The 23,039-nt window shown below is 68.2% G+C and carries 22 protein-coding genes; 17 read left to right on the forward strand and 5 right to left on the reverse strand.

The annotated features are described in order from the left end of the window. The coding region (locus RJ03_RS33175; protein ID WP_036510665.1) for an MFS transporter at nt 1-1,195 on the reverse strand (1,195 nt) is incomplete at its 3' end. Nucleotides 1,196-2,571: 1,376 nt separating this feature from the next. Here RJ03_RS33175 and RJ03_RS33185 point away from each other — a divergent pair. The 5 genes from RJ03_RS33185 to RJ03_RS33205 all read left to right on the forward strand — a co-directional run bounded on the left by RJ03_RS33185 (nt 2,572) and on the right by RJ03_RS33205 (nt 7,940). Next, nucleotides 2,572-3,762, forward strand: a complete 1,191-nt coding sequence (locus RJ03_RS33185) for a lipase family protein (RefSeq protein WP_051025613.1) — start codon at nt 2,572-2,574, stop codon at nt 3,760-3,762. 98 nt (nt 3,763-3,860) lie between these two features. Beyond that, nucleotides 3,861-5,045 (forward strand): NAD(P)/FAD-dependent oxidoreductase, encoded by a 1,185-nt coding sequence (locus RJ03_RS33190; protein ID WP_036510670.1) that lies wholly within the window; start codon nt 3,861-3,863, stop codon nt 5,043-5,045. Nucleotides 5,046-5,379: 334 nt separating this feature from the next. Beyond that, nucleotides 5,380-6,204: a DUF1684 domain-containing protein gene (locus RJ03_RS33195; protein WP_036510674.1), complete on the forward strand. Its 825-nt coding sequence runs from the start codon at nt 5,380-5,382 to the stop codon at nt 6,202-6,204. Then, nucleotides 6,201-7,292, forward strand: a complete 1,092-nt coding sequence (locus RJ03_RS33200) for an LLM class flavin-dependent oxidoreductase (RefSeq protein WP_051025614.1) — start codon at nt 6,201-6,203, stop codon at nt 7,290-7,292. Before RJ03_RS33195 ends, RJ03_RS33200 begins: the two co-directional genes overlap by 4 nt. 237 nt (nt 7,293-7,529) lie before the next feature. Continuing rightward, nucleotides 7,530-7,940, forward strand: a complete 411-nt coding sequence (locus RJ03_RS33205; protein WP_157163590.1) for a hypothetical protein — start codon at nt 7,530-7,532, stop codon at nt 7,938-7,940. On the opposite strand, the gene RJ03_RS33210 is transcribed toward RJ03_RS33205, so the two are convergent. Beyond that, nucleotides 7,927-9,243, reverse strand: a complete 1,317-nt coding sequence (locus RJ03_RS33210; RefSeq protein ID WP_083871536.1) for an MATE family efflux transporter — start codon at nt 9,241-9,243, stop codon at nt 7,927-7,929. The two genes, RJ03_RS33205 and RJ03_RS33210, sit on opposite strands and share 14 nt — an antisense overlap. Before the next feature lie 239 nt (nt 9,244-9,482). Here RJ03_RS33210 and RJ03_RS33215 point away from each other — a divergent pair, with 239 nt between their 5' ends. After that, nucleotides 9,483-9,911: a GtrA family protein gene (locus RJ03_RS33215; protein ID WP_051025625.1), complete on the forward strand. Its 429-nt coding sequence runs from the start codon at nt 9,483-9,485 to the stop codon at nt 9,909-9,911. 59 nt (nt 9,912-9,970) lie between these two features. On the opposite strand, the gene mug is transcribed toward RJ03_RS33215, so the two are convergent. Then, a complete protein-coding gene (gene mug, locus RJ03_RS33220) occupies nt 9,971-10,534 on the reverse strand; it encodes a G/U mismatch-specific DNA glycosylase (RefSeq protein ID WP_036510681.1) in 564 nt (187 codons plus the stop codon). Between the two features lie 293 nt (nt 10,535-10,827). On the opposite strand from mug, the gene RJ03_RS33225 reads away from it, so the two are divergent. The 7 genes from RJ03_RS33225 (at nt 10,828) to RJ03_RS33255 (ending at nt 18,038) form a co-directional block, all read left to right on the forward strand. Next, on the forward strand, nt 10,828-11,754 hold the full coding sequence (locus RJ03_RS33225; RefSeq protein WP_036510684.1) for an alpha/beta hydrolase: 927 nt from the start codon (nt 10,828-10,830) through the stop codon (nt 11,752-11,754). 161 nt (nt 11,755-11,915) lie between these two features. Beyond that, entirely contained in the window at nt 11,916-13,262 is a 1,347-nt protein-coding gene (locus RJ03_RS33230; protein ID WP_036510687.1) for a family 1 glycosylhydrolase, read from the forward strand. Nucleotides 13,263-13,373: 111 nt separating this feature from the next. Further along, the gene (locus RJ03_RS33235; RefSeq protein WP_036510691.1) at nt 13,374-13,943 is read left to right on the forward strand and encodes a dihydrofolate reductase family protein; all 570 of its coding nucleotides are present in this window, start codon (nt 13,374-13,376) and stop codon (nt 13,941-13,943) included. Further along, entirely contained in the window at nt 13,940-14,314 is a 375-nt protein-coding gene (locus tag RJ03_RS33240) for a YciI family protein (protein ID WP_232329331.1), read from the forward strand. The genes RJ03_RS33235 and RJ03_RS33240 overlap by 4 nt, the downstream gene beginning before the upstream one ends. 4 nt (nt 14,315-14,318) lie before the next feature. Continuing rightward, nucleotides 14,319-15,617, forward strand: coding sequence for an RNA polymerase sigma factor (locus tag RJ03_RS33245; RefSeq protein WP_051025615.1), 1,299 nt, complete (start codon nt 14,319-14,321; stop codon nt 15,615-15,617). A 256-nt stretch (nt 15,618-15,873) separates the two neighbouring features. Then, nucleotides 15,874-17,082 (forward strand): Cmx/CmrA family chloramphenicol efflux MFS transporter, encoded by a 1,209-nt coding sequence (locus RJ03_RS33250; protein ID WP_083871537.1) that lies wholly within the window; start codon nt 15,874-15,876, stop codon nt 17,080-17,082. 107 nt (nt 17,083-17,189) lie between these two features. Next, nucleotides 17,190-18,038 carry a 3-hydroxybutyryl-CoA dehydrogenase gene (locus RJ03_RS33255; RefSeq protein WP_036510909.1) on the forward strand — a complete coding sequence of 283 codons (849 nt, stop codon included), beginning with the start codon at nt 17,190-17,192 and terminating at the stop codon, nt 18,036-18,038. A gap of 143 nt (nt 18,039-18,181) precedes the next feature. Here RJ03_RS33255 and RJ03_RS37645 read toward each other — a convergent pair whose 3' ends face one another. Continuing rightward, nucleotides 18,182-18,337 carry a hypothetical protein gene (locus RJ03_RS37645; RefSeq protein ID WP_157121802.1) on the reverse strand — a complete coding sequence of 52 codons (156 nt, stop codon included), beginning with the start codon at nt 18,335-18,337 and terminating at the stop codon, nt 18,182-18,184. 382 nt (nt 18,338-18,719) lie between these two features. Here RJ03_RS37645 and RJ03_RS33260 point away from each other — a divergent pair, with 382 nt between their 5' ends. Further along, nucleotides 18,720-19,637 carry a cutinase family protein gene (locus RJ03_RS33260; RefSeq protein WP_036510698.1) on the forward strand — a complete coding sequence of 306 codons (918 nt, stop codon included), beginning with the start codon at nt 18,720-18,722 and terminating at the stop codon, nt 19,635-19,637. A 7-nt stretch (nt 19,638-19,644) separates the two neighbouring features. Then, complete coding sequence (locus RJ03_RS33265; protein ID WP_157121804.1) at nt 19,645-20,079, forward strand: hypothetical protein; 435 nt, start codon at nt 19,645-19,647, stop codon at nt 20,077-20,079. On the opposite strand, the gene RJ03_RS33270 is transcribed toward RJ03_RS33265, so the two are convergent. Beyond that, complete coding sequence (locus tag RJ03_RS33270; protein ID WP_245552469.1) at nt 20,076-21,722, reverse strand: acyl-CoA synthetase; 1,647 nt, start codon at nt 21,720-21,722, stop codon at nt 20,076-20,078. The two genes, RJ03_RS33265 and RJ03_RS33270, sit on opposite strands and share 4 nt — an antisense overlap. A 177-nt stretch (nt 21,723-21,899) precedes the next feature. On the opposite strand from RJ03_RS33270, the gene RJ03_RS33275 reads away from it, so the two are divergent. Then, complete coding sequence (locus RJ03_RS33275) at nt 21,900-22,760, forward strand: oxygenase MpaB family protein (protein ID WP_036510704.1); 861 nt, start codon at nt 21,900-21,902, stop codon at nt 22,758-22,760. Between the two features lie 53 nt (nt 22,761-22,813). Further along, the gene (locus tag RJ03_RS37650; protein ID WP_157104199.1) at nt 22,814-22,987 is read left to right on the forward strand and encodes a hypothetical protein; all 174 of its coding nucleotides are present in this window, start codon (nt 22,814-22,816) and stop codon (nt 22,985-22,987) included. Nucleotides 22,988-23,039 lie beyond the last annotated feature (52 nt).

The raw sequence follows: 23,039 nt of genomic DNA on the forward strand, positions 1-23,039 counted from the left end.
GGGCCGAGCCGGCGAAAAGGACGGCGGCCGCGCACCCGATCGCCACCCGTGGGCTCGTCGCGCCTGCTATCAGACCGCCCAGGGCGATGAACGCGGGCTGGACGCTCTTCGAACTGATCGACCACGCGGTACGGACGCGACTCATGTGATCGTCGGCGGTGCAGTTCATTCGGTAGGTGGCGAACACCGGGTTGAACACTCCGGCGCAGAGCAACAGGAGAGTTTCGGCGGTCAGGATGACGAGGAGGCCCAGTGCGCTGGGGCCTGCGATCAGGAGCAGTCCCATCCAGCAGGTGCGCAACGTACCGGAGCCGAGGAGGACTGCGCGCTGACCGAATCGCGCCACAAGTCTTGGGCTGCACAAGGATCCGAGAAGGCCGCCGAGGCAGGGCAGCCCCAGGGCGAGTCCGTACTGCCACGGTGCGAAGTGCAGTTCGCGCAGCATGAGCAGGGCGAGCAACGGGGTGGTGAGGGTGACCGCTCCGCCGAAGAGCATGCCGTTCCAGAACAGTCGGCGCAGTACGGGGTGATCGAAGATGTAAGTCCATCCGCTGTGGATCTCACGGCGCCACTGGTGGTCTGTGGGCGCGTGCGCCGGTATCGGTTCGATGGTTGCGATACTCCGGATCCCGAACGCGGACAGCAGATAACTGACCGCGTCGAGCGCCACGGTGATCGTTGCGCCGAATACCGTGAGGAGAATGCCGCCGATCGGAGCGCCGATGGTGGCTGCGGTCCAGAAGGTCGATTCGAACCGGCTGTTGGCTCGCACGCGGTGCGGCTCGGCGACGATGGCCTTGACATAGGCCCCACTGGCGGCGTTGAACACCATGTCGCAGAGGGTTTGCAGCGTGAGTACGACGCAGAGTTGCCCGTAGGTCAATGCACCGAAGCACGCGGCCAGAGGAACACTGGCTAGGGCCGCGAACGAGACGAGGTCGGCGTGCATCATGATGGGTCGTTTGCGATGGAACTCGATAAACGATCCCATCGGCAAGGCGATTGCCGCACTGGCCAATCCGGCGATCGCCGCCATCAGCGAGACCTGTAGGGCGGAGGCGTGCACGACGAGGATGGCGATCAGTGGGAGAGCACCCGCGCCCAAGGCGCTGCCCAGCTGACTGACGGTCGAGGCCTGCCACAGGCGATAGAAGTCGGGTGAGAGTCGGCCGGTTTCGGTAGCGCCGCAGGTCACCAGGAGGACTCCGATCGATCGATGGTAGGGCCCAGCTTTGCCGAAGCTGTCTGCCTACCGTGATCGGGTGCCGATGCGGTGAGATCGGTGGCCTCGCTGCAGCCATGGTTCCGGCGACCGACTCTCACCACAACAGTCTCGGCCTCCGGTTGATCGTGCGGGCTCCAGTCGTATCAACTCGCGATTCGCCGGGCACGAACCGACGTCGCTACTTCTCGAACACCGGCATCGGCGGAATGCCGCGGGAGGCGGTTCCGGCGGCGAGGTTGCCGCAGCAGAGGCTGGTGCCGGGTACACGCCGCTCGAGACACGAGGTGGTGTGCGGTCGCAGATCCCCCGAAGTTTGCTGGACCAGGAGTATCTTTCGGAAGTCGGTGCGGTGTCGGCCGCTGCCGACGTGCGCCCCTGTGTGCCGGATTTGCCGGGACTGTTCCACTTCTGCACGACCTTCGGTTCGAGTACAACTCTGACAGGGCGGGTGTGTTGTCGTGAAATGTCTGCGGAGCGTCGCGGTTGCGTCGGCGATCGGGTGCGCAGTGGCGTTGGGGCCGGTCGCCGCGCTCGCCGACCCGCCGTCGCCTACCCCGGCACCGTCCACTACCGGCCCGGCAGCTCCGCCGGCATCGAGCCCGGGCGAGCCGTCCACCCCTGAGCGGGCTGTTCCCTCAGCGCCCGGTCCAGCCGAGCCGCCCGCCCCCGATAGTGCCGCGCCTTCCGCGTCGGACCCGGCCGCGCCGCCAACCTCCGACCGGCCCGCGCAGTCCGCGACGAGTCCTGCTGCGCCGTCGGCCGCTGATTCTGCTGCGCCGTCCGGGGCCGTGCCGCCCGCGCCGCCAGCTATCGATCGGTCTGTGCAGTCCGGGGCCGGTCCTGCGTCGGCGTCGTCTGCTGATCCCGCTCTTCCGTCCGGAGCCGTTCCGGCCGCGCCGCCAACGGCCCCCGGGCCCGTGCAGCCCGGGTCGAGTCCTGCTTCGCCGTCGGCCGCTGATTCTCCTGCGCCGTCCGGGGCCGGTCCGGCTGCGCCGTCGACCTCCGATCGGCCTGCGCCGTCGGCGTCCAGCCCCGCTGCGCCGGCGGCGGCTGATCCGGGCGCTACGGCCTCCGAGCCGAATCCTCCAGCCGCCCACAAGGATCCGGGGCCTTCGGCGTTTCAGAAATGGCTCGACGACACCATTCCCGCGCCGACGTCGGTACTGCCCGGGATCGGGTCTGCTGCTGCCGATCCCGGCGGGGCGTCTGATCCGCAGGCGCTGTGGAAGGCGATTCAATCCAGTCCGACCGGGGATCCGTTCTTCGACGAGGCACCGGCGGATCTCGCGCATTACGCACCCGGTGATGTCATCGAATCGCGGGATGTCAGCTGGCCGGGGGTGCCGATGGTCTTCCTGACGGTGCTCACGCCGGTTCAGCGGGCGGTACAGGTGAAATTCCGGACCACGAACTCCGCCGGTGCGCCCTCCTACGGGACCGCGACGCTGCTGTTGCCCTTCGGCCGGTGGACCGGACCGGGGAGCCGACCGGTGCTGCTGAACGCGCCGCCGATCAACGCGCTCAACCGGCGCTGCACTCCCGGCTACGTGTTCTCCCACGGATTCGACATCACGACCGGCGGCACCGGCAACGATTTCGTCCCGTCATCGACGATGTGGGCGGCGAGCCGGAACTACGCGGTGGTGATTCCGGACCACGAGGGCCCCTTGATGGCCTATGCCGAGCCGACCGTGGCCGGCCACATCATGCTCGACACCGTGCGTGCGGTACGCCACCTGATGCCGGACGACTTCGGCGAGAGCCGTTTCGCGATGACCGGCTATTCCGGCGGTGCCATCGCCAGTTACGCCGCCGCGATGCTCGCACACGAATACGCCCCGGAACTGACCCCCCACCTGGCCGGGGCCGCGATGGGCGGCCTGCCCATCGACTACGAATCCTTCGCGAAGACCTTCGACGGCACCTACGCCTCGGGACTGATGCTGACCGTGACGCTCGCGCTGGCCCGCGAACATCCCGAAATCCTGAGCCGCATGAATCATCTGGCGCAGTGGGCGGCCATTTCCCCGCTCAAGGATGTGTGCAGTTCGACCATGGCGGACATCGGAGTGTTCGTACCCTATGCGGCCGTGGCGAATATGGCCGACCCGCTGCACACCGAATTCGCCGACATGATGTTCCGGCGATTGAGCCTGAAGGGCAGGAAGGCCGGCATGCCGATCTATGTCTACAACGGCGTGCACGATCCCTGGATGCCTGTCGCGAAGGCCGAGGCGTTCTATGCCGAACAGTGCGCTCTGGGAGTTCCGGCCACGAAGAGCATCGTGGGCGGGGAACATATCCTCGGCTACTTCGACGGCTTTCTCGGATCGACGCAGTGGCTGGGCGAACGGTTGTCCGGTGTCCCGGCGCCGAACGCCTGCGAAGTGGCGCCGCGCGCGGATGCCGCATCGGGGCCGAGCACCTCGAACGGTGCGTCCAGCGACGTTGCCGGGGCCGAGAAACCCTCCGCAGCACCCGTGCGGCGAGTGACCGCGCCGCCGAGTCGATCCTCCGGTCCCAAGCAGGATCGCTGATAGTCGGGTGAATGCGACGTGATCCACCTCACGCGCTGTCACAGCCGCGGGGGATGCGGCGTCTTATGCCCGACCCCCTCAGCAAACGGAGGAAGACGATGAAGAACAACGAAGTCCTCGTGATCGGTGGCGGATACGCCGGGGTGATGGCGGCCAACCGCCTGACGCAGCGTGACGATGTGCGGGTGACGGTGATCAACCCCCGCCAGGTCTTCGTTCCGCGGCTGCGGCTGCACCAACTGGTGGGCGCGACGCACGAGGCGGTCGTCGACTACCCGGATGTCCTGGCCGAGAAGGTGCGGCTGGTCGTCGACAGCGTGACGCGGATCGACGCGGCGGGGCGCACGGTGCAGCTGGCCGGCGGTGACAGCATCGGCTACGACTATCTGATCTACGCGGTGGGTAGCGGCATCCCCGCACCGCAGGTACCCGGGGCGGCCGAATTCGCCTATCCGATAGCGACTTTGGAGGCGGCGCAGCGACTGCGTTCGGTCCTCTTCGATACGCCCTCGTCGGCCGCGGTGACGGTGATCGGAGGCGGGCCGACCGGGATCGAGACCGCCGCCGAGCTGGCCGGACAAGGGCGCGCGGTCACCCTGGTGTGCGGCAGCGTTCTCGGGCCGTACCTGCATCCCAAGGCGCGGCGCACGGCGCACAAGTACCTCGCGAAACTCGGAGTGCAGGTCGTCGAAGGTTCCGATGCGACCGTCACCGCGATCGGGCGAGACGCTGTGGTACTCGGCGACGGCCGGACCCTGGCCAGTGCCGTGACGATCTGGGCGGCGGGCTTCGGCGTACCGGACCTGGCCGGTCGCAGCGGATTGAGCGTCGATACCGCCGGGCGGCTGCTCACCGACGAGACACTGACCAGCGTCGACGACGAACGCATTGTCGCGGCGGGTGATTCGTCGGCACCCTCGGATCTGCCGTTCCGCATGAGCGCCTACACGGCGTACTGCCTGGGTGCGCACGCCGCCGACACCGTCCTGCACCGCATCGCAGGGGAACAGCCCTCGGCGATCGACCTCGCTTTCCCCGCCATGTGCCTCAGCTTCGGCCGGGACGCCGGGATCTATCAGCTCGGTCACAAGGACGAAACCGCCATGCGGCTGTACTTCGCCGGGTTCGCGGGCAAGAAGCTCAAGGAATTCGCGTGCGAGGCGGGGATAAAGCATCTGGCGACCGAGGCCCGCAAACCCGGCTCGCACCACTGGTTCTCCGACGGCAAGTACCGGCCGGCGCAACTGCGGACCCGGCACGACGACACTGTTCCGGTTGCCTAGAGGACCGGTGTGACGCGGCTGTGCGCGGCACGGTGCCCACGACCGCACACGGCCGGTGGCTGAAAGTGGTCGGTAGTCGCGGCCGGTGAGTGGCGAGTTGGCCGGCGGGGAGGCTGTACTTTTCGTGCAAACCTGGCCGTTCTTTGCGGTTTTCGCGCAATCTCGCCGAGGTTTGCACGAAAAGTTCACCCGATCCCAACTGCGCCCCACGCTCGTAACCGGCTACCGGCTGCGCACATCATCATCCCCCGCCCGTCGCCGCCCCACACTCGAATTGTGTTCGGGCTGAGCGGAAGCCTGTGCGCGGGCCGAGGCATCCGCTTACATCGAAACCATGGCAATATCGGCACCGTCGCCCACCGACGCGGACACTTTCACCACCGAGTGGCAGGAATGGCATCGGCGGCAGGAGGCGCACCTGTCCGACCGGCACGGCTTTCTCGCCATCACGAGTCTGCACTGGCTCACCGAGAACCCGCAGCGCTTCGACGATGCCCCCGGCGCCTGGTCGACCGGGGCCGACGGCGTGGTGGTCGTGCTCGACGAGGACGAAGAGTTGGTCGTCGACGGCGAGCCGGTGCGCGGCCGCTACGGATTCGGCGTCATCCCCGAACGCGGTGGCGTGAACGCGGTCTGGGGAGACGCGGTGATCGAGGTCGCCAAGCGAGGCGGCCACGACATCGTGCGCCCTCGGCACCCGAACACCCCGCTGCGCACCGCTTTTCGCGGCACTCCGGCGTTCGTGCCGGACCCGAAGTGGGCGGTCACAGGACGCTATGTGGCCTTCGAGGAGCCACGGCCGACGACGGTCGGCGCTGCGGTGGAAGGACTCGAGCACGTCTACGACGCGCCGGGGCAGATCGAATTCGAGGTCGACGGTAAACCGTTGCGCCTCACCGCTTTTCCCGGAAAGAGTGCCGGAGATCTGTCGGTGTTGTTCACCGACGCGACGTCCGGAGTCACCACCTACGCGGCGAATCGGGTGCTGCAGGTGCCGGCGCCGGAGGCCGACGGAACGGTGGTGCTCGACTTCAACCGTGCGGTGAACCTGCCGTGCGCGTACACCGATCTGGCGACCTGCCCGCTGCCACCGGCGGAGAACCGGCTGCCGATCGCGGTCGAGGCGGGGGAGAAGATCCCCTACGAGCGTCAGGAATGAGCTCGCCGCGGATCAGTTCGCTGGCGTTTCTCACCCCGGGCAACTACCTCGACGACGATCCGTACACCGGCCTCGAGGACACGCTGCAACTGTTCGAATACGGCGAGCGACTCGGGTTCGACGGCGCGTGGATCCGGCAGCGGCATCTCGAGCACGGAGTCGGTTCGGCAGCGGTCTTCCTGGCCGCGGCTGCCCAGCGGACGAGCCGAGTGGAGCTGGGCGCGGCGGTGATTCCGATCGGGTACGAGAGCCCGTTCCGGCTGGCCGAGGACTTGTCGCTGGCCGACGTGCTGTCCGAGGGGCGTTTGCAGCCGGGTTTCAGCGCGGGGACGCCACCGCACGCCGACCTGATCGGTGATCTGGTCTTCGACGGCGACTGGCGCAGCTTCGACCTGTCCTACGGCCGGGTGGCCCGGCTGATGGACAACCTGCGCGGCCACTACCTGGGCGACGCCGACACCGTCATCCACTCGCCGGGCAACACCCAGCGCCCACGGCTCCAGCCGCACAGCCCCGGCCTGGCCGACCGCGTCTGGTACGGAGGTGGGAGTACCCGCTCGGTGCGCTGGGCGGCGGAGAACGGGCTGAATCTGCTCAGCGGAAATATCGTATTCGGCGACCGCAGTGACGATTTCGTGACCGCTCAGCTGGGGCTCATCGACGACTATCGCGAACGCGTCGATCCGTCGCGCCCGGCGCGCGTCGCGATCGGCCGGGTGATCGTCCCGTTCGACAGCGCCGACCGCGCGACCCGGGAGCGGTACCGGGCTTATGCCGCCGGCCGCCACGAACGCACCCTCGGCCCGCAGGGTGCGCGGCGGGTCCTGTTCGCCCCGGATGTCGTCGGCACCGCCGAGCAGATTCTCGAACAGCTGCGCGCCGATCCGGTCCTCGCGCAGACCGCCGAACTGCGTCTGGAGCTGCCCTACGAGTTCCATCGCGCCGACTACGAGCAGATCCTGCACGACACGGTGGAGTTGATCGCTCCCGAGCTGGGGTGGAAACCCGCGCTCGCCCAGGCCGACGCGAGAGGACCCCGCCCGGCGAACCGGCCGGGGTCCACACCCGGATACCGCGCCCAGGCGTGAGCCGTAGGGGTCGGCGATGATCGGATCGCCGATTCCTCACACGGTCCGAGCACGCCTCTGCCGAGCGCGGCGTCGGGCACCGCGACGATCAGTCCGCGAGTTTGAACCTGCGCTTTTGGGTATCCACACCATTGCTCGATAACGGTGTCGGCGCGTCCACCGACCCGCGATACGACACCCGGCGTTCCACCGTATTCGGTATCACCGTTCGTACTACGAGCCAGGAGGACGAGATCGATGATGACCGGCCGGAACTACCGAAGCTCAGCACTTTTCGTCACCGCCCTGGCAGGGATGGGGCTGGCCGCCGTGTCGACGGCCGCTCCAGCGCTCGCCGCCAACACCATCGACATCAAAGGGGTGGGGCCGGCCAATGTCGGGGTCGACTACACCTGCGATGCCAATTCCGGCACGTCCGCGGTCAAGGTCATGGTGGGCGATCCCAACGCCGACGCCCCGTCCGCGATGGGTACGCAATCGCAGGTCACCTGCAATGGGCAAACGCAGAGCACTGTTGTCGAGCTGACCGGCCCGGATGGGTCGCCCGCACAGTTGCAGCAGGGCCAGACCGTGCAGGTCCGGGTGGCGTTGGTGGATCCTCAGGACACCGTGGTCTCCGGAAAGGCCAATGTGTTCAAGCTGGGGTAGCGGCGACCTCTGCCCGCCATCGTCGGCGGGTGGTCGCGGCGCGTGCGGTCCAGCCCGCCACGACGCCGAGATAGACACCCGGCAGCCCCCAGTGCAGTACCGCGGCTGCGATCCACACCGCGGGCAGGGTGACGCAGACGACCGAGAACACGGACGCGGACATGACCGCTTTCGTGTTCCCGGCCGCGCGCAGCTGGGCCGCGTAGACCATGCCGATCGACATGACGGGCGCCAGCACCGGCAACGACCACACCAGCCCGCGCCCGGTCGCGCCCACCGCGGCATCACCGGTGACGAGCCGGAACAACACCGGTGACAGCGCGGTGAGCAGCACCGCGACCGCACCCGAGGTGCCGATCATCAGCACCGCGCCGGCCCGCACGACAGCGCGCCGCCCGCGATCGTCGCCGGCGCCGAGGCACTGGCCCGCCAGAACCGCCACCGCCACACCGATTCCGAACACGAGCATCCACACCAGCGATACCGCCAGGCTCATCACCCGGTGCGCGGCCAGGCTCACCGTCCCCGCTCGCGCCACCACTGCCGTGATCACGGCGTCGCTCCCGTAGCCGACGACTCCGAATACGACGTCCGGCACCGCGAGCACTGTCACCGCGTGCCACACCGTGCGATCCGCGCGAGCACGGAAGGTTACCGGCCCGATGGCCCGGCGGACACGTGGAATCAGCGCCACCGTGCCGGCCGCGACGGCGGCGGTCGAACCGATCGCGGACCCCGCCGGCCCCCGCCCCGCACCGAAGATCAGAATCCACGACACCATCACGTTCAGCAAAGCCACCGCCACCGCGACCCGGGCTCCGGATCTCGTATCACCGATGCCGGCGAGTACACCACGCAGATGGGCCGTGACGGCCGTGAACGGCAACCCGCACAACAGAATCCACAACATGACCGTCGGTTCACGCCGATCCGCGCCCACCGGCGCGGTCACCGCCACGATCACGGGTGCGGCCGCCGCCGCGGCCACCGCGACCGTCACTCCGACCGCGGCGGCGCCCGAAAGCCCCGTCGATACCACCGCCCGGACCGCGTCGATGTCCTCACCGCCGTGCCGGCGCGCGACGAGTATCTGGGTGGCCGATCCCCACGGCACCACCAGCGCGGTACAGCAGATCCATACCGGCACAACCAGTGCGGCGACGCCGAGCGCTTCGATCGAGTGGTGACCCAGCAACGCGGTATCGGTCACGCCCAGCACCAGCGTCGTCGCCGAGGTCAGAACGACGGGCGCCGCCAGTCCGCTCACCTGACGAAGTCGCGCGATACGCGCTTGCCTCCCCATGCGGGGACTCTAATAGCGTTCCCGCGCAAGTCTCTTCCAGTGGTGCGGAAACCCGAGCTACCCGCGCCGGAGCTCGTGTAAGTCCCGTGTCAGCGCTGCGTCAGTCCGGTGACAGCGGCGTGGAAGACAGTTCTCCCATGAACAGCGGAGCACTCGCCACGGTCGGAGCCCGGAATGCCGTGTGGGACACGACGTTCGTCAGTCGTTTCGATTCGGCTCTCGGAATCGGACTCCCGCCGATGCTGCGCTCACAGTGGCTCGACCGTGGTCGGCGGTATGTGCGCAGTGATCACGCCTTCGCCCAGTTGATCCGTTTCGCGCTGGTCGGCGGCGCAAGCAATATCGCCTATGCCCTGCTGTTCGTGGTCATGAGTGGGGTCGGACCGCTCGTCGCGAATATCGCGGGTTCGCTGGTCAGTACGGCGATCGCGAACGAACTGCACCGCCGCCTCACCTTCCGAGCGGCTGGCCGCATCGGCTGGTTCACCGCGCAATGGGAAGGCGGCGGCCTCGCGCTCCTCGGTGTGGTGATCAGTACGGCCGCGCTGGCCGGCCTCCGTTTCTGGGCGCCCGGCCTCGGCGACCTCGTGCAGGCGAGCGCCGTCCTCGCCGTCACGGGCACGGTCGGCGGTCTGCGGTTCCTGGCTTTGCGTGGCTTCGTCTTCTGAGAGGCCGCCCGAATGGGCACGGGTCGTTCGGATCGGATGACGGCGGTGTTCGTCGGCCGTCAGTCGGGTTCCGTCGCTTCGCGCAGGGTGCGGAATTCGGCGGCCAGGGCGTCGAGGGTGTAGTGGGCGTTGAGGCCGCTCGGGTTGGGCAGCACCCAGATTTCGGTGGTGCCGAGGGTTTCGGCCTGGCGTCCGACGGTGGTTTTCGGCCGGCCGAAGGCGGTGCGGTAGGCGCCCAGACCGAGGACGGCCAGGGCCCGGGGCCGGTAGTGCCGGACTCGCTCGGCGAGCGCCCGGCCGCCGTCGCGCAATTCCACCGCGGTCAGCTCGTCGGCCTTCGCCGTCGTTCGCGCGGCGACGTTGGTGATGCCGATCCCGAGGGCGAGCAGTTCCTGCTGCTCATCGGGACGGAACAGCCGGGGCGTGAAGCCGGACCGGAACAGCGCGGGCCAGAAGCGGTTTCCGGGCCGCGCGAAATGGTGGCCGGTCGCGCCCGACCACAGGCCCGGATTGATACCGCAGAACAGCACCCGCAGATCGGGTGCCACCAGATCGGGAATGGTCCGGTCCTTCGCGGCGGCCAGATCCGCCGGGGTGGGGTGGTACGCGGCGGAATGTGCCATCCGCCCAGTCTGCCGGACGGGGCGCCGCGCCCGCCCACGGCGGTGATCGCCGGCGGCGCGGAGTGCCCGCAGGTTCACCGGTGTGTGCCGGCACAGCGGGAATGTGCCGCGAGAAGTCGCCGTCACCCTGGGTGTTCAACCAATGGTTGTGCGTACCGGCGTATCCGGTTGTTTGATACAGGTCACCGCAACTGGTTGCATCCGAGTGAACAACGGGGGGTTGTCCGGCGCTGACGTGCCGAGCGCAGCCGCCATTTCGGTGCCGCAGGGCATGCGGCGTAATCAGGAGGATCATGGAAATCGGGCTGAAGCGGCTGATCGATGCGAGATTCGATGCGCACGTCGAGGAGAGCCGGCGGTTCGATGCCGCCTCGAAACCCGTTGCGGGTCCCCGTGATTTCGAGGAATTGCAGCGGGTCCGGGCGAGGCAGGACGCGTCCCGGCCGCCGTCGGGTTCCCGGGCCGCCCAGCAGATAGCCGAAGTCGGCGGTCGTCGAGTTCCGGTGCGGGTCACCGTTCCCCAGGAGACCGCAGTGCGGGGTGTCTATCTCGATATCCACGCGGGTGGCTTCTATATCGGCTCGGCGGCCGGTGGTGATGCGCGCAATGCGGTGCTGGCCGACACTCTCGCAGTGGCGGTGGTGAGCGTCGACTATCGACTGGCGCCCGAACATCCCTGGCCCGCCGCGCCCGACGATTGCGAAACCGCGGCGCTGTGGTTGGTGAAGCGTGCGGAATCGTTGTTCGGCACATCGGCATTCGTGGTGGGTGGGGCGTCGGCGGGAGCCACCCTGGCCGTGACCACCCTGCTGCGTCTGCGAGATCGAGGACTGGCCGATCGGTTCGCCGGTGCCGTCCTGCAGTACGGCGCCTACGACCTGAGCGGGCGTTCTCCCGGCGGCCGGCTGTACGCCGACGACTACTTCATCGAGGCCTACGCCGGTCACGTCGCGGACCGCACCGATCCCGACATATCTCCCCTCTACGGCAACCTCGGCGACCTACCGCCGGCACTGCTGGTGGTGGGGCAACGCGACATCCTCCTCGAAGACAATCTGGCGCTGGCCGCCCGGCTCGCCGCCGCCGGGAACGATGTCGACGTCCGCGTCTATCCCGAATCCGCCCACGCCTTCACCTTCCGCCCGACCGGTATGGTCGCCGCCGCTCTCCGCGAGATCGACGCGTGGGTCGCGAAGAGGCTGCACGAGAAAACGATCTGACCAGCGCGGAGCCGGGCGGCTGTGCGTCGCCCGGTGCGCTGCGCCGCGCAAGAGGCTGCGATGCTCGCGGGTCGCTGGTGGCGCGCCGGATCCCATTGCGACGGTGACGTAGTGGTGACCGATCACCAGCGCGGACCGGGTCCATTCGTTACCCTGGCTTGATGCGATCCCGGTTTCTGCGCAATGTCTCGGCCGTGTTCGTCGCTGTTGCGTCGGTGTTGCTGAGCGGCACTCCGGCCCTGGCCGGCCCACCGATGCGGGCGGCAGCGCTCGCATCGCTGGACTCCGGATTTCTCTGGGGTGTGGCGAGTTCGGGCTTCCAGTCCGAAGGCCGTTCGCCCGACAGCAATTGGACTCGTTACATCGCGCGCAACCCCGGGTACGAACCACTGCAGAATTCGGTCGACTTCGCCGATCGCTACGACTCCGACATCCGGCTGGCCGCCGATATGGGAATGCGGGTGTTCCGGGTCGGGATCGAGTGGGCGCGGCTGCAACCCGAGCCCGGGAAGTGGGACGACAACGCGTTCCGCTTCTACGATTCGGTGGTCGACAGCATCGTGCGCGCCGGGATGCGGCCGATGATCACCCTCGACCACTGGGTGTATCCGGGCTGGGAGGCCGACCGGGGCGGCTGGCGCAATCCGGGCATGGTGGGCGATTGGCTGGCAAACATGCGTGCCGTCGTGGATCGCTATGCCTCGCGGAACCCGTTGTGGGTCACCGTGAACGAACCTGTCGCCTACATCCAGAACGAGGTTCGCGAGGCGGGCGCCGAAGCCAACGCCATGCTGACCGGGGTGGTCGACGTGCACAACGCCAGCTACGACTACATCCATCAGAAGCAGCCCGGAGCTCAGGTCACCGCCAACGTCGGATACGTCGCGGGTGCGGAGGATCAGGTCAACGGTGAGTTGGTGGACCGGATCGGCGCCCGGCTCGACTACGTGGGCGTCGACTACTACTTCGGATTCGACCCGGCGCAGTCGCTGTACAGTGCGATCGGACGGGCCACCGGTTCGTCGCTGCCGAATCTGCCCGGCCCGCGCATCTGGGACATGCCGCTGCGCACCGAGGGCATCTACTATGCGCTGCAGCACTATGCGCGCCGGTTCCCCGGTAAGCCGCTGTATATCGTCGAGAACGGCATGCCCACCGAGAACGGCCTGCCCCGCGGTGACGGCTACACCCGCAGCGACCACCTCCGCGACACCGTCTACTGGCTGCAACGCGCCAAGGCCGACGGGATGAACGTGATGGGCTACAACTACTGGAGCCTCACGGACAACTACGAATGGGGTAGTTACACACCGCGTTTCGGCCTGTACACCGTCGACGTCCGCACCGATCCGTCGCTCACCCGCCGGCCCACCGACGCCGTCGGCACCTACACGCAGATCGTCGCCGCCGGTGGCGTCCCCGGCGACTACCGCCCCACCCGCGCCCCGGCCCTCTGCATCTTCGTCGACCCGCCCGCCAGCTGCCTGAGCCCGGTCGCGGGGCCGTAGGCGTTCTCCTGACCAGAAAAATAGTTTTGCGGTGATGTCGATTCCGGGGGTGCCTCGTTCGAGGGGTAGGTGAGGGGCTGAGAGGCAGCCCACCCCTGGAAGGACACAACCATGCGCACACTGGTGGCTTTCGAGCACATGACCCTGGACGGTTATGCCTCGTCCGGCGAAAATCTGGGATTCGAGTTCACGTTCCGCGCCTACGACGACGAATTGCAGGCCTACGCCGAGCACATCCAGGCCGACTTCGACACCGCGATCTACGGCCGCGAAACCTACCTGGGGATGTTCGGGTACTGGTCGCAGCAGCCGAACGCCGAGAGTTCCCCGGGCGAGCGCCGGCACGCCGAATGGGTCAACGCCGTGGACAAGATCGTCTGCTCCACCACGCTGGAGTCGGCCGAGTGGAACAACACCCGGCTGATCAGCAGCGACGTCGCCGCGCAGATCGAGGCGCTGAAGCGCCAGGACGGCGGCGTGCTCGCGATCTACGCCAGTCCGAAGCTGGTGCATTCGTTCATCGATATGGGGCTGGTCGACGAGTTCCGCATCGTCGTCCATCCGGTCACGCTCGGTTCGGGCACCCCGGTGTTCCACGACAAGGCGAAACTGGATCTCGACCTGCTGGAGTCGAAGGCATTCGGTTCGGGCGCGGTGTATCTCCGCTACCAGGTGCGATGAGGAAGGATGCCGATATGCGTTATCTGATGCTGATCCGGCTCGACCCCGCGGCCGCGCCGGTGCACGGGCCCGATCCCGCCATGGCCGAGGATATGGGCAAGCTGCTCGAGGAGATGACCAAGGCCGGCGTGCTGCTCGACACCGCCGGCCTGCGACCGGTCGACGAAGGCGTCCGAGTTCGCCAGACCGGCGGGAAGCAGACCGTGCTCGACGGCCCGTTCAGCGAGTCCAAGGAGGTCATCGGCGGATACTGCCTGCTGCAGACCCGCTCGCAGGACGAGGCCATGGAATGGGGTTCGCGGTTTCTGCGGGTGCACGGGCCGGAATGGGATGTGGAACTGGAGATTCGCCAGCTCGACGACCAGGCTTGACGCTATGTCGTTACCCGAGGTGAGTGGCCGTCCGCACGCAGGTGCCGACGGCCGCTCACCGGCGGCTCGCGCCGTGGAGGCGGCGTGGCGCATCGAATGGCCGAAACTGGTGGCCGGACTCACCCGGCTGGTCGGTGATATCGCCACCGCCGAGGAGTTCGCACAGGACGCGCACCTGGCCGCCCTGGAACAGTGGCCGCGCGACGGGATTCCGCCGAATCCGGGTGGCTGGCTGATGCTCACCGCGAAACACCGTGCCATCGATCGGATCCGGCGTGACGCCACCTTCGCCCGGAAACTGCCGATGCTCGGGCACGACCTGCTCACCGAACACACCGGCGCGCAACCGGATACGGACGATATCGAGGACGACCTGCTGCGCATGGTGTTCACCGCCTGCCATCCGGTGCTGTCGCAGCCCGCTCGGGTGGCATTGACGTTGCGCATGGTCGGCGGACTCACGACCGACGAGATCGCCCGCGCCTATCTCGTGCCGGAAACCACGGTGGCCCAGCGGATCGTGCGCGCCAAACGGACCATCGCCGAGAAGAAGGTGCCCTACGAGGTTCCGTCGGGTCCGCAGCTGGCCGAGCGACTGGAGTCCGTGCTGGAGGTCGTCTATCTGATCTTCAACGAGGGGTATGCGGCCACCTCCGGCGAGAACTGGGTGCGCGCCGAACTGTGCGACGACGCATTGCGGTTGGCGCGGATCCTCACCGGGCTGATGCCGCTGGAACCGGAAGCGTTCGGCCTCGCGGCCCTGCTGGAATTGCAGGGCTCCCGCACCGGCGCGCGCAGTGACGCGACGAAACAGCTCGTGCTGCTTCCCGATCAGGACCGGAGCCGCTGGGATCAGCTGTCCATCCGCCGCGGCTTCGCCGCCCTCGGCCGGGCGCACAATCTGGCCGTGCGTCGCGGTGTCCCACCCGGTCGCTACGCCCTGCAGGGGGCCATCGCCGCCGCGCATGCCATGGCCGCCACCTCGGACGATACCGATTGGCGACGCATCGCCGGCCTGTATGCCGTTCTCGCCGAACGCTTTCCGTCGCCGGTCGTCGAGGTGAATCGCGCCGTCGCGGTGGCGATGGTGCACGGCCCCGCCGCGGGACTGGACCTCGCCGACGCGGTGGCCGCGACCGGCACGCTCGATTCCTATCACCTGCTGCACGCCGTCCGCGCCCACTTTCTCGCGCAGCTGGACCGCCCGGCCGACGCTCGCGCCGCCTATCTGCGCGCCGCCGATCTCACCGCCAATGCCGCCGAACAAGCGTTGTTGCGCGACCGTGCGACCCGGCTGGATTAGGCCGAGTGTGGCCAGGGCACTTCGGCTTTCGGTGGCGCGGTCGTCCCCGCCGATACGTGTTGTTAGGGTGATGGGGTGAGTTCTCCGGAGGCATCCGAACGGTAGCCGCTCGGCCTGTGGGCCGGGCGGCGTTGTGAGTGGATTCCCGCCGATCGCTGAGCGACCGGTGCGGTTGGCGTATCTCGCAGCGCCGGATGATGCCGGTTTCGTTCCCTGGGCGCCGTAGGCGGCGCCCTGTCTCCTGGAGTACTTTCTCATGCCCCTTGTGGTTGTCGTGCTGGCTGTCGCGGTTTTCGCGCAGGGCACATCGGAGTTCATGGTGTCGGGACTGCTGCGGCAGATCGCCGACGATCTCGGCGTCTCGCTCGGCGCCGCCGGTTTGCTGACCTCGCTGTTCGCGGCCGGAATGGTGGTGGGAGCCCCGACGATGGCGATGGCGGCGGGCCGTGTGCCGGTCCGGTATTCGGCCACGGCGTTTCTCGGGTTGTTCTGTGTCGCACACGTGATCGGCGCTACCGCAACCGGTTTCGGGCCGTTGCTGGCGACGCGGGGTGTCGCGGCGATCGCCGATGCCGGGTTTCTCGCGGTGGCGCTGGCCGCGCTTCCGCGGCTGGTCGGTCCGGCGATGATCGGCCGCGCGACCGCCGTCGTGGTCTCCGGGGTGACGGTGGCCTGCATCGCCGGGGTGCCCGCGGGTACGGTGCTGGGACAGCTCTGGGGCTGGCGTTCGGCGTTCTGGGCTGTCGCTGTCCTCGGCGCGGTGGCGCTCGTGCCGGTGTGGGTGATGCTCGGCCGCCAGGTACGGGAGGGCGATGTGCCGAGTGGGCCCGCTCCGTCGATGCGGCGCGAATGGTCGGTGCTGAAGCAGTGGCCGGTCCGGATCGCCGTCGTGGCCGCAATCCTGGTCAACGCCGCGACCTTCGCCGCATTCACCTATCTGGGCACCATCACCGCCGCCGTCGCCGGAAATGGGTGGGTTCCCGTGGTGCTGGCCCTCTTCGGTGCCGGCTCGTTTCTCGGCGTGACGGTCATCGGTCGCTACAGCGACCGCCATCCGCGGCGGATCGTCCTCGTCGGAACGGCTCTGCTCGGGGGAGTCTGGCTGGTCGCCGCGGTGGCCGCGCACGCGCTGATCGGGGTGGTGGTCATGTCGGTGGTGGCGGGTGCGGTCGCGTTCGGCGTCGGTTCGACGCTGATCGCGACGATCGTGCGGACCGCGACACCGGCTGCTCCCCGCATCGCCGGCGCGTTGGCGACCACCGCGTTGAATATCGGCGCCGTGTTCGGCCCGGTCGCCGCCGGTCCGGTGGTCGACCTCAGCGGTCACCCGGCCACCGCGTTGTGGTGCAGCGCCGCCTTCACCGCCGCCGCGGTGGGTGTCGTCGTGCTGGATCGGCATCGGTCCGCCACGAGCCGGTCGAGCAGCGGAATCGCCGATCGCTCGGCAGTGCGGCGCGGCCGGTGAGGACGCGGCCGGCGGGGACCGGAGTTTGCCCGCAACCTGTTCCAACTACCCGAACAGCGATAATGGGCGCGCAAGTGTTCGGAACCGAGATGGTGGGAGAGACGACTGTGAAGCTGATCGGTGTGATCGGTGGCGGAACCATGGGTGCGGGAATCGCCGAGGTATGCGCGAAGGCTGGGAGCGAGGTTCTCGTACTGGAGACGACGCCGGAGTTCGCCGAGGCGGCGCACAAGCGGATCGAATCGTCGATCTCGCGGGGCGTGACGAAGGGCAAGATCACCCAGGACGAGGCCGACGCCGTGCTCGCCCGGGTGCGGGTGACCCTCGACATCGAGGAGTTCGCCGACCGCGACCTGGTCATCGAGGCCGCGCCGGAAATCGAATCGCTGAAGTATGAGATCTTCGGCAAGCTGGACAAGATCGTGAAGCCGACCGGCATCCTCGCCACCAACACCTCCTCGATCCCGGTGATCAAGGTGGCCGGTGCCACGCAGCGCCCCGAGCAGGTCGTCGGCCTGCACTTCTTCAACCCGGTGCCGGTGATGCCCCTGGTGGAGGTGATCTCGACGCTGGTCACCTCGCCGGAGACCGCCGCCGCCGTGACCGACTACGCGAAGAACACCCTGCACAAGACGACCGTGCAGGCCGGTGACCGCTCCGGATTCATCGTCAACGCGCTGCTGATCCCGTATCTGTGCCAGGCGGTGCGGATGCTGGAGTCGGGCTACGCCAGCGCCGAGGACATCGACGCCGCGATGAAGGGCGGCTGCGGTTACCCGATGGGCCCGCTCACCCTGCTCGACACCGTCGGCCTCGACGTCGCTCTCGCCGCCGCCGAATCGCTGTACGGCGAATTCGCCGAGCCGCACTACGCGCCCCCGGCGCTGCTGCGTCGCATGGTCGACGCGGGCCGCCTGGGCCGCAAGACCGGTCGTGGATTCTACGAGTACAGCTGATCGCGGCGCCCCGCGTTCCCGGACGGATATCGCCGTTCGCGCATCACCGGGAATGCGGGGCGGACCCGTCCTTCGGCGACCGCTCGCCGCGCCGGCGCACCGTCGAAACGGCTGACCATCACCGGGTTTCGCGCCGGCACCGGTCAGGTGTCGGGGTCTTCTTTCTGGTCGCGGGCGGGCCCGGGTCCGGCGAGTTTGCCGGAGGTCTCCGGTGGCGCGTCGACTGTGCGCTTGCCCTGGGTTTCCTGATCGTCCTGTTCGGCGTCCGTGTGCGCGTCGGTGTGCTCGGGGTGGTTCATGCCGTGCGCGTACCCGTTCGGCGGCTGTCGAATCGCCGGCACGCCTGCTCGGTGGTGGTCCCGGCGGAAACCGGCACGTGCGTCGGACGGACCGTCAAGTTACTAACAGTTCTTACCCGCCGTCACATGTCGCGCAGGGTGTGCCCACGAACTGCGCATAGGCCAGGGCGGCGGTCTATGCCGCCATCGGCGATTCACCTCCAATTCCACTGTCGTGGAGACCTTTCCAGTTTCGGATGTTCGGATCTCGATGCCGGCCAATTCGCGCCAATCCGGCGACAACCGGCCAGCGAGAGTGATAAGTTATCTATCATTCTCTCAACTACGACACCGCTCGCGCGGATGTCGCGGCAAAGCTGCCGAGTGATTCGGAGGTGTCACCGTGTCTCCGTATACACGCTGGAAATCCCTCGCGGCCGCCGGTCTGGTGGCGGTGACGTACGGCCTGGCGCAGCTCGGCGGGAGCCCGCCCGCGCATGCGATGCCCGCCTGTCCCGGCCTGTATGTGCTCGCCGTACCCGGCACCTGGGAAACCTCCGACGACGACCCGCGCACAGGGATGCTCGCGGCGAGTGTGGACGCACTCCCGGGCGACGTCGGTGTCGGCTATGTCGCCTACACCGCGACGGCGTTCCCGTGGGAGGGCGAGGTGTACGGCCGCTCCAAGCGCGAAGCCGTCGACAAGGCCCGCGCCGCGGTCGCCGCGGTGGCACAGTCGTGCGCCACGACCCGCATCGCGATCCTCGGCTACAGCCAGGGCGCCGACGCCGCGGGTGACCTCGCGGCCGAGATCGGCACCGGCCACGGTGTAGTGGCGCCCGACCGAATCGCGTTGGTGGGCTTGGTATCCGATCCCCGCCGCGCACCCACCGACACGCTGATCGGCCCGCCGGTCGCCGGTGCCGGCGCGGGCGGACCGCGCCCCGGCGGGTTCGGCCTGCTCGCTGCGCGCACCTACACGTTCTGTGCCGCCGGAGACCTGTACTGCGCGATGCCCGACGGAGACTTCGCGGGCCGCATCGCGGGATTCTTCGTGGAGATCTCGAACCCCGATCCGGCGCTGTTCGACCGGTACTCCCGGGACGCGACCGAGCTTCTCGATTCGGCGCTGGCCGCGGGAGGTCTCGGGTTACTGGCCGGTCAGCTCGACGCGAGCGCCGTGGACGAGCGCAAGGCCCAGATCGCGGAGTTCGTGAATTCCGGTGTCCACCAGAGCTATCCGTTCTACATCATCGGGCCGGGCGGTGAGACGGCCCTGTCCTGGCTGCGCCGGCAACTGGTGGATCTGATAGGCAAGTGAGGTGGGTATGCGGGAAACGGCCGATCGTGGCGCGGTGGCGATCGTCGGTGCGGACGGGCCGCTCGGAAGTGTGATCGACCGCGTCTGTGAGCAGCAATCGGTGGCGGTGGTCGGCCGGGTGACCCGCAGAGGCTGGGTGATCGACGGGCCGCCCACCGTGGTCATCGATGTCGGCTCGGCCGAAAACCTCTGGGACAGTGCCGAATTCTGTCAGCGATGGGGCAGCGCCCTGCTGTACTGCGCGGCGAACCGGGATCCCGACGGCTTCACCCGGTTGCGCGAGTTGAGTACCGCCGTGCCGGTGGGGCTGGTCACGACCCTCTCCCGGCCGCAGCCGCGGCTCGAGTTGGTGGCCGCGCAATTGCTCGGTGTCGCCGGGGAACTCGCGTCGGCGGCCCCCGGCTGGTATCCGATGGCGGATCGGTTCCGCGACGCGAACTAGTCTGCGGGCGCGACGCGTTCGGTTTCCAGCTGCCGCCGCAGCAACTTCCCGGTCGCGTTGCGCGGCAGTTCGTCGACGAAGACGACATCGCGCGGAACCTTGTGGCGAGCGAGATTCGCTTTGACGTAGTCGCGGATCTCCTCGGCGTCGACAGCAGCCCCAGCGGTGCGAACCACGAAGGCGCGCAGCCGCTTTCCGAAATCGCGGTCGTCCACCCCGACCACCGCGGCCTCCGCGACGTCGGCCCGGTTCACCAGGAGGTTCTCGACCTCCAGCGGGTAGACGTTCTCACCGCCGGAGACGATCATGTCGTCGTCGCGGCCGTCGACGAACAACCGGCCGTCGGCGTCGAAATGCCCGACGTCGCCGCTACACAACAACCCGTCCACGATCTCCTTGTGCTGCCCGTCGGTGTATCCGGTGAAGCTGAGGCCACTGGAGACGAAGATCGTGCCCACCACGCCGGGGCTGGTCACCGGATTGCGGTCGGAGTCGTAGATCGCGACCCGGCATCCGACCGTGGGACGGCCGACCGTACCCGGCGCCTCGCGCATGTCCTGCGGAGTCGCCACCGCCGCCACCGCGACCTCGGTGGAGGCGTACAGGTTGTAGAGCACCTCGCCGAAAACGTCCGCGGTGCGGCGGCTCAGATCCGGTGAGATGGACGAGCCGGCGGCGAAGATCACCTCCAGCGACGACGTGTCGTACTGCCGCAACACCGATTCGTCGAGATCGACGATGCGCTGCAACATCGTCGGCACCAGCACGAGGGTCGCGGCGCGGTATTGCGCCACCGCGGCGAGCGTGCGAGCCGGATCGAATTTGCGCTGCCGGAAGACGATTCGATTGCCCAGCGCCCAGCCCAGCGTGCACTGGGACAGTCCGGTGCCGTGGAAGATCGGGGCGGCCATCACCATCGTCTTCTCGCGCGGCAGCGGGATCCGGTCGAGGAACTGCGCCGACTGCAGTGGGGAAACCTTGTCTCGCGGAGCGCCTTTCGGAGTTCCGGTGGTGCCGCTGGTGAGAATCACGAGTCCGCCGGGGCGCGGGGGCGGCGCCACGGGGTCGGTGGAGTGCGGCTCGGCCTGCGCGTAGATGGTGGTGATCCCGGCGGTGCCGTCGTCGTCCCAGGTGAGCAGCCGGGGGATGTCGGCGGGGACGGCGCGGGCACGGTCGGCGAATTCGCTGTCCAGCAGCAGCGCGTCGACCTTCTCGCGAGCGGCGACCTCGGCGAGCTGCGGGCCGGCGGATCCGGTATTGAGCAGCACCACGCGGGCACCCAGCTTGCCCGCGGCCAGCAGGCTCAGAACCATGCCGCGGTGATCGCGGCACAACACGGCGAGGACGGATCCCGGCCCGAAACCATGGGCGGCGAGCCCGCGGGTGAGTGCGTTGGATTCGCGGTCGAGCTCGTCGAAGGTGAGGGTGCCGCGTTCGTCGACCAGCGCCGGCGCGGTCGGAGTGCGGCGCGCGGCGTGGGCGAGCACCGTGACGAACGGGCCGTAGACTCCCGCGTCGCGCGCGGTCCGGACGATATCGAGCGGATGCCACGGGTCGAACATGCCGCGCCGACGCAACACCGATGCCGCGGCGAACGCGTCACCGACGGACCGGACCAGCTCGCCCGCAGAACTCGACAGCACCACACAGACCTCGATCCACCTCGGCCGGCGAGCCCTTCCGTATCGCTTCGCCGGATCACTGTCAGAATACATATTCACATATTCGGTGGTGTGCCGTTCGGTGAAGCATTGCTGCCGACACCCAAGTGGTGAGAAGATGAGACGTCGAACACCTCATTGACCCTCGGAGTGATACGCATGAATCGAGCCGCCCGAACCGTTGCCGCGGCCCCCGCGCCGGACGCTGGACTCGCCCGCCGGCGGCAGTACATGGCCGGCCCCGCGGCATTGCTGGGCGGCCCGGCGAATGTCGTGATGCAGCTCGGTCTGCCGCCCGTCGGTCGCGGAGTCGTCGAAAGTACCGTGGAAAGCGGTCAATACGCACGGCATCCGCGTAAGCGTGGCCGCACGACGCTGACCTATCTGGCGGTGGCGATGCTCGGGACCGAGGAGGACCGCGTCGCCTACCGTGCCGCCGTCGACACCTCGCATCGACAGGTGCGGTCGCGCCCCGGCAGCCCGGTCCGCTACAACGCCTTCGATCCGCAACTTCAACTCTGGGTGGCCGCCTGCATCTATCGCGGCGTGGAGGATTCGACCAGGCTCTTCTATGGCAGAATTGACGATAACTTAGCTGACGAGTTCTATCGTGAGTCCGCGCGTTTCGGCACGACGTTGCAGATGCCGGAGCGGCTGTGGCCGGCGGATCGGGCAGCGTTCGACGAGTACTGGAACGCCAAGTTGGGCGAGATCTCGTTCGACGACGAGGTTCGCCGCTATCTGCTGGACCAGGTCATCGGCCTGGGGCCGTACAGCCGCGCCCAGCGAATCGCCTTCGCCCGGGTCAATCGCTTCTTCACCACCGGATTCCTCTCCCAGCAGTTCCGCGACGCACTGGGCCTCGGATGGGGCCCGCGCCGGCAGCGCACCTTCGAGATCGTGATGCGAACGATCGGAACGGTGCTGAAGCGCCTGCCCGAACACTGGCGCAGCTACCCGTTCGACGGGTATATCGACGATATGCGGCGGCGACAGGCACTCGGAAAGTCGTTGGTGTAAACGGCGGTCAGCTCGCTTTCCGCTCCTCGCCGACGAGGGATACCGTGGATGTCATGCCTTTCCGCGTATACACGACAGCGAGTGGGCCGGACCATGAACAGTCTTTCCCCGACCCGGAGGACAATTTCAAGTTCCTCGAGGGGGGAGTGCTGGCGGTGTACACCGCGACGAAGTACACGTATTACGCCCCCGGCTTCTGGACCCACCTCGAGGAACACAAACCCTGATCGTTTCCGGTCGACGACTCGGGGGTCGGCCTCAGCGTCCAGGGGCGCCGCG

Source organism: Nocardia aobensis NBRC 100429 (assembly GCF_000308375.1).
In the GTDB taxonomy this organism is placed as follows: domain Bacteria; phylum Actinomycetota; class Actinomycetes; order Mycobacteriales; family Mycobacteriaceae; genus Nocardia; species Nocardia aobensis.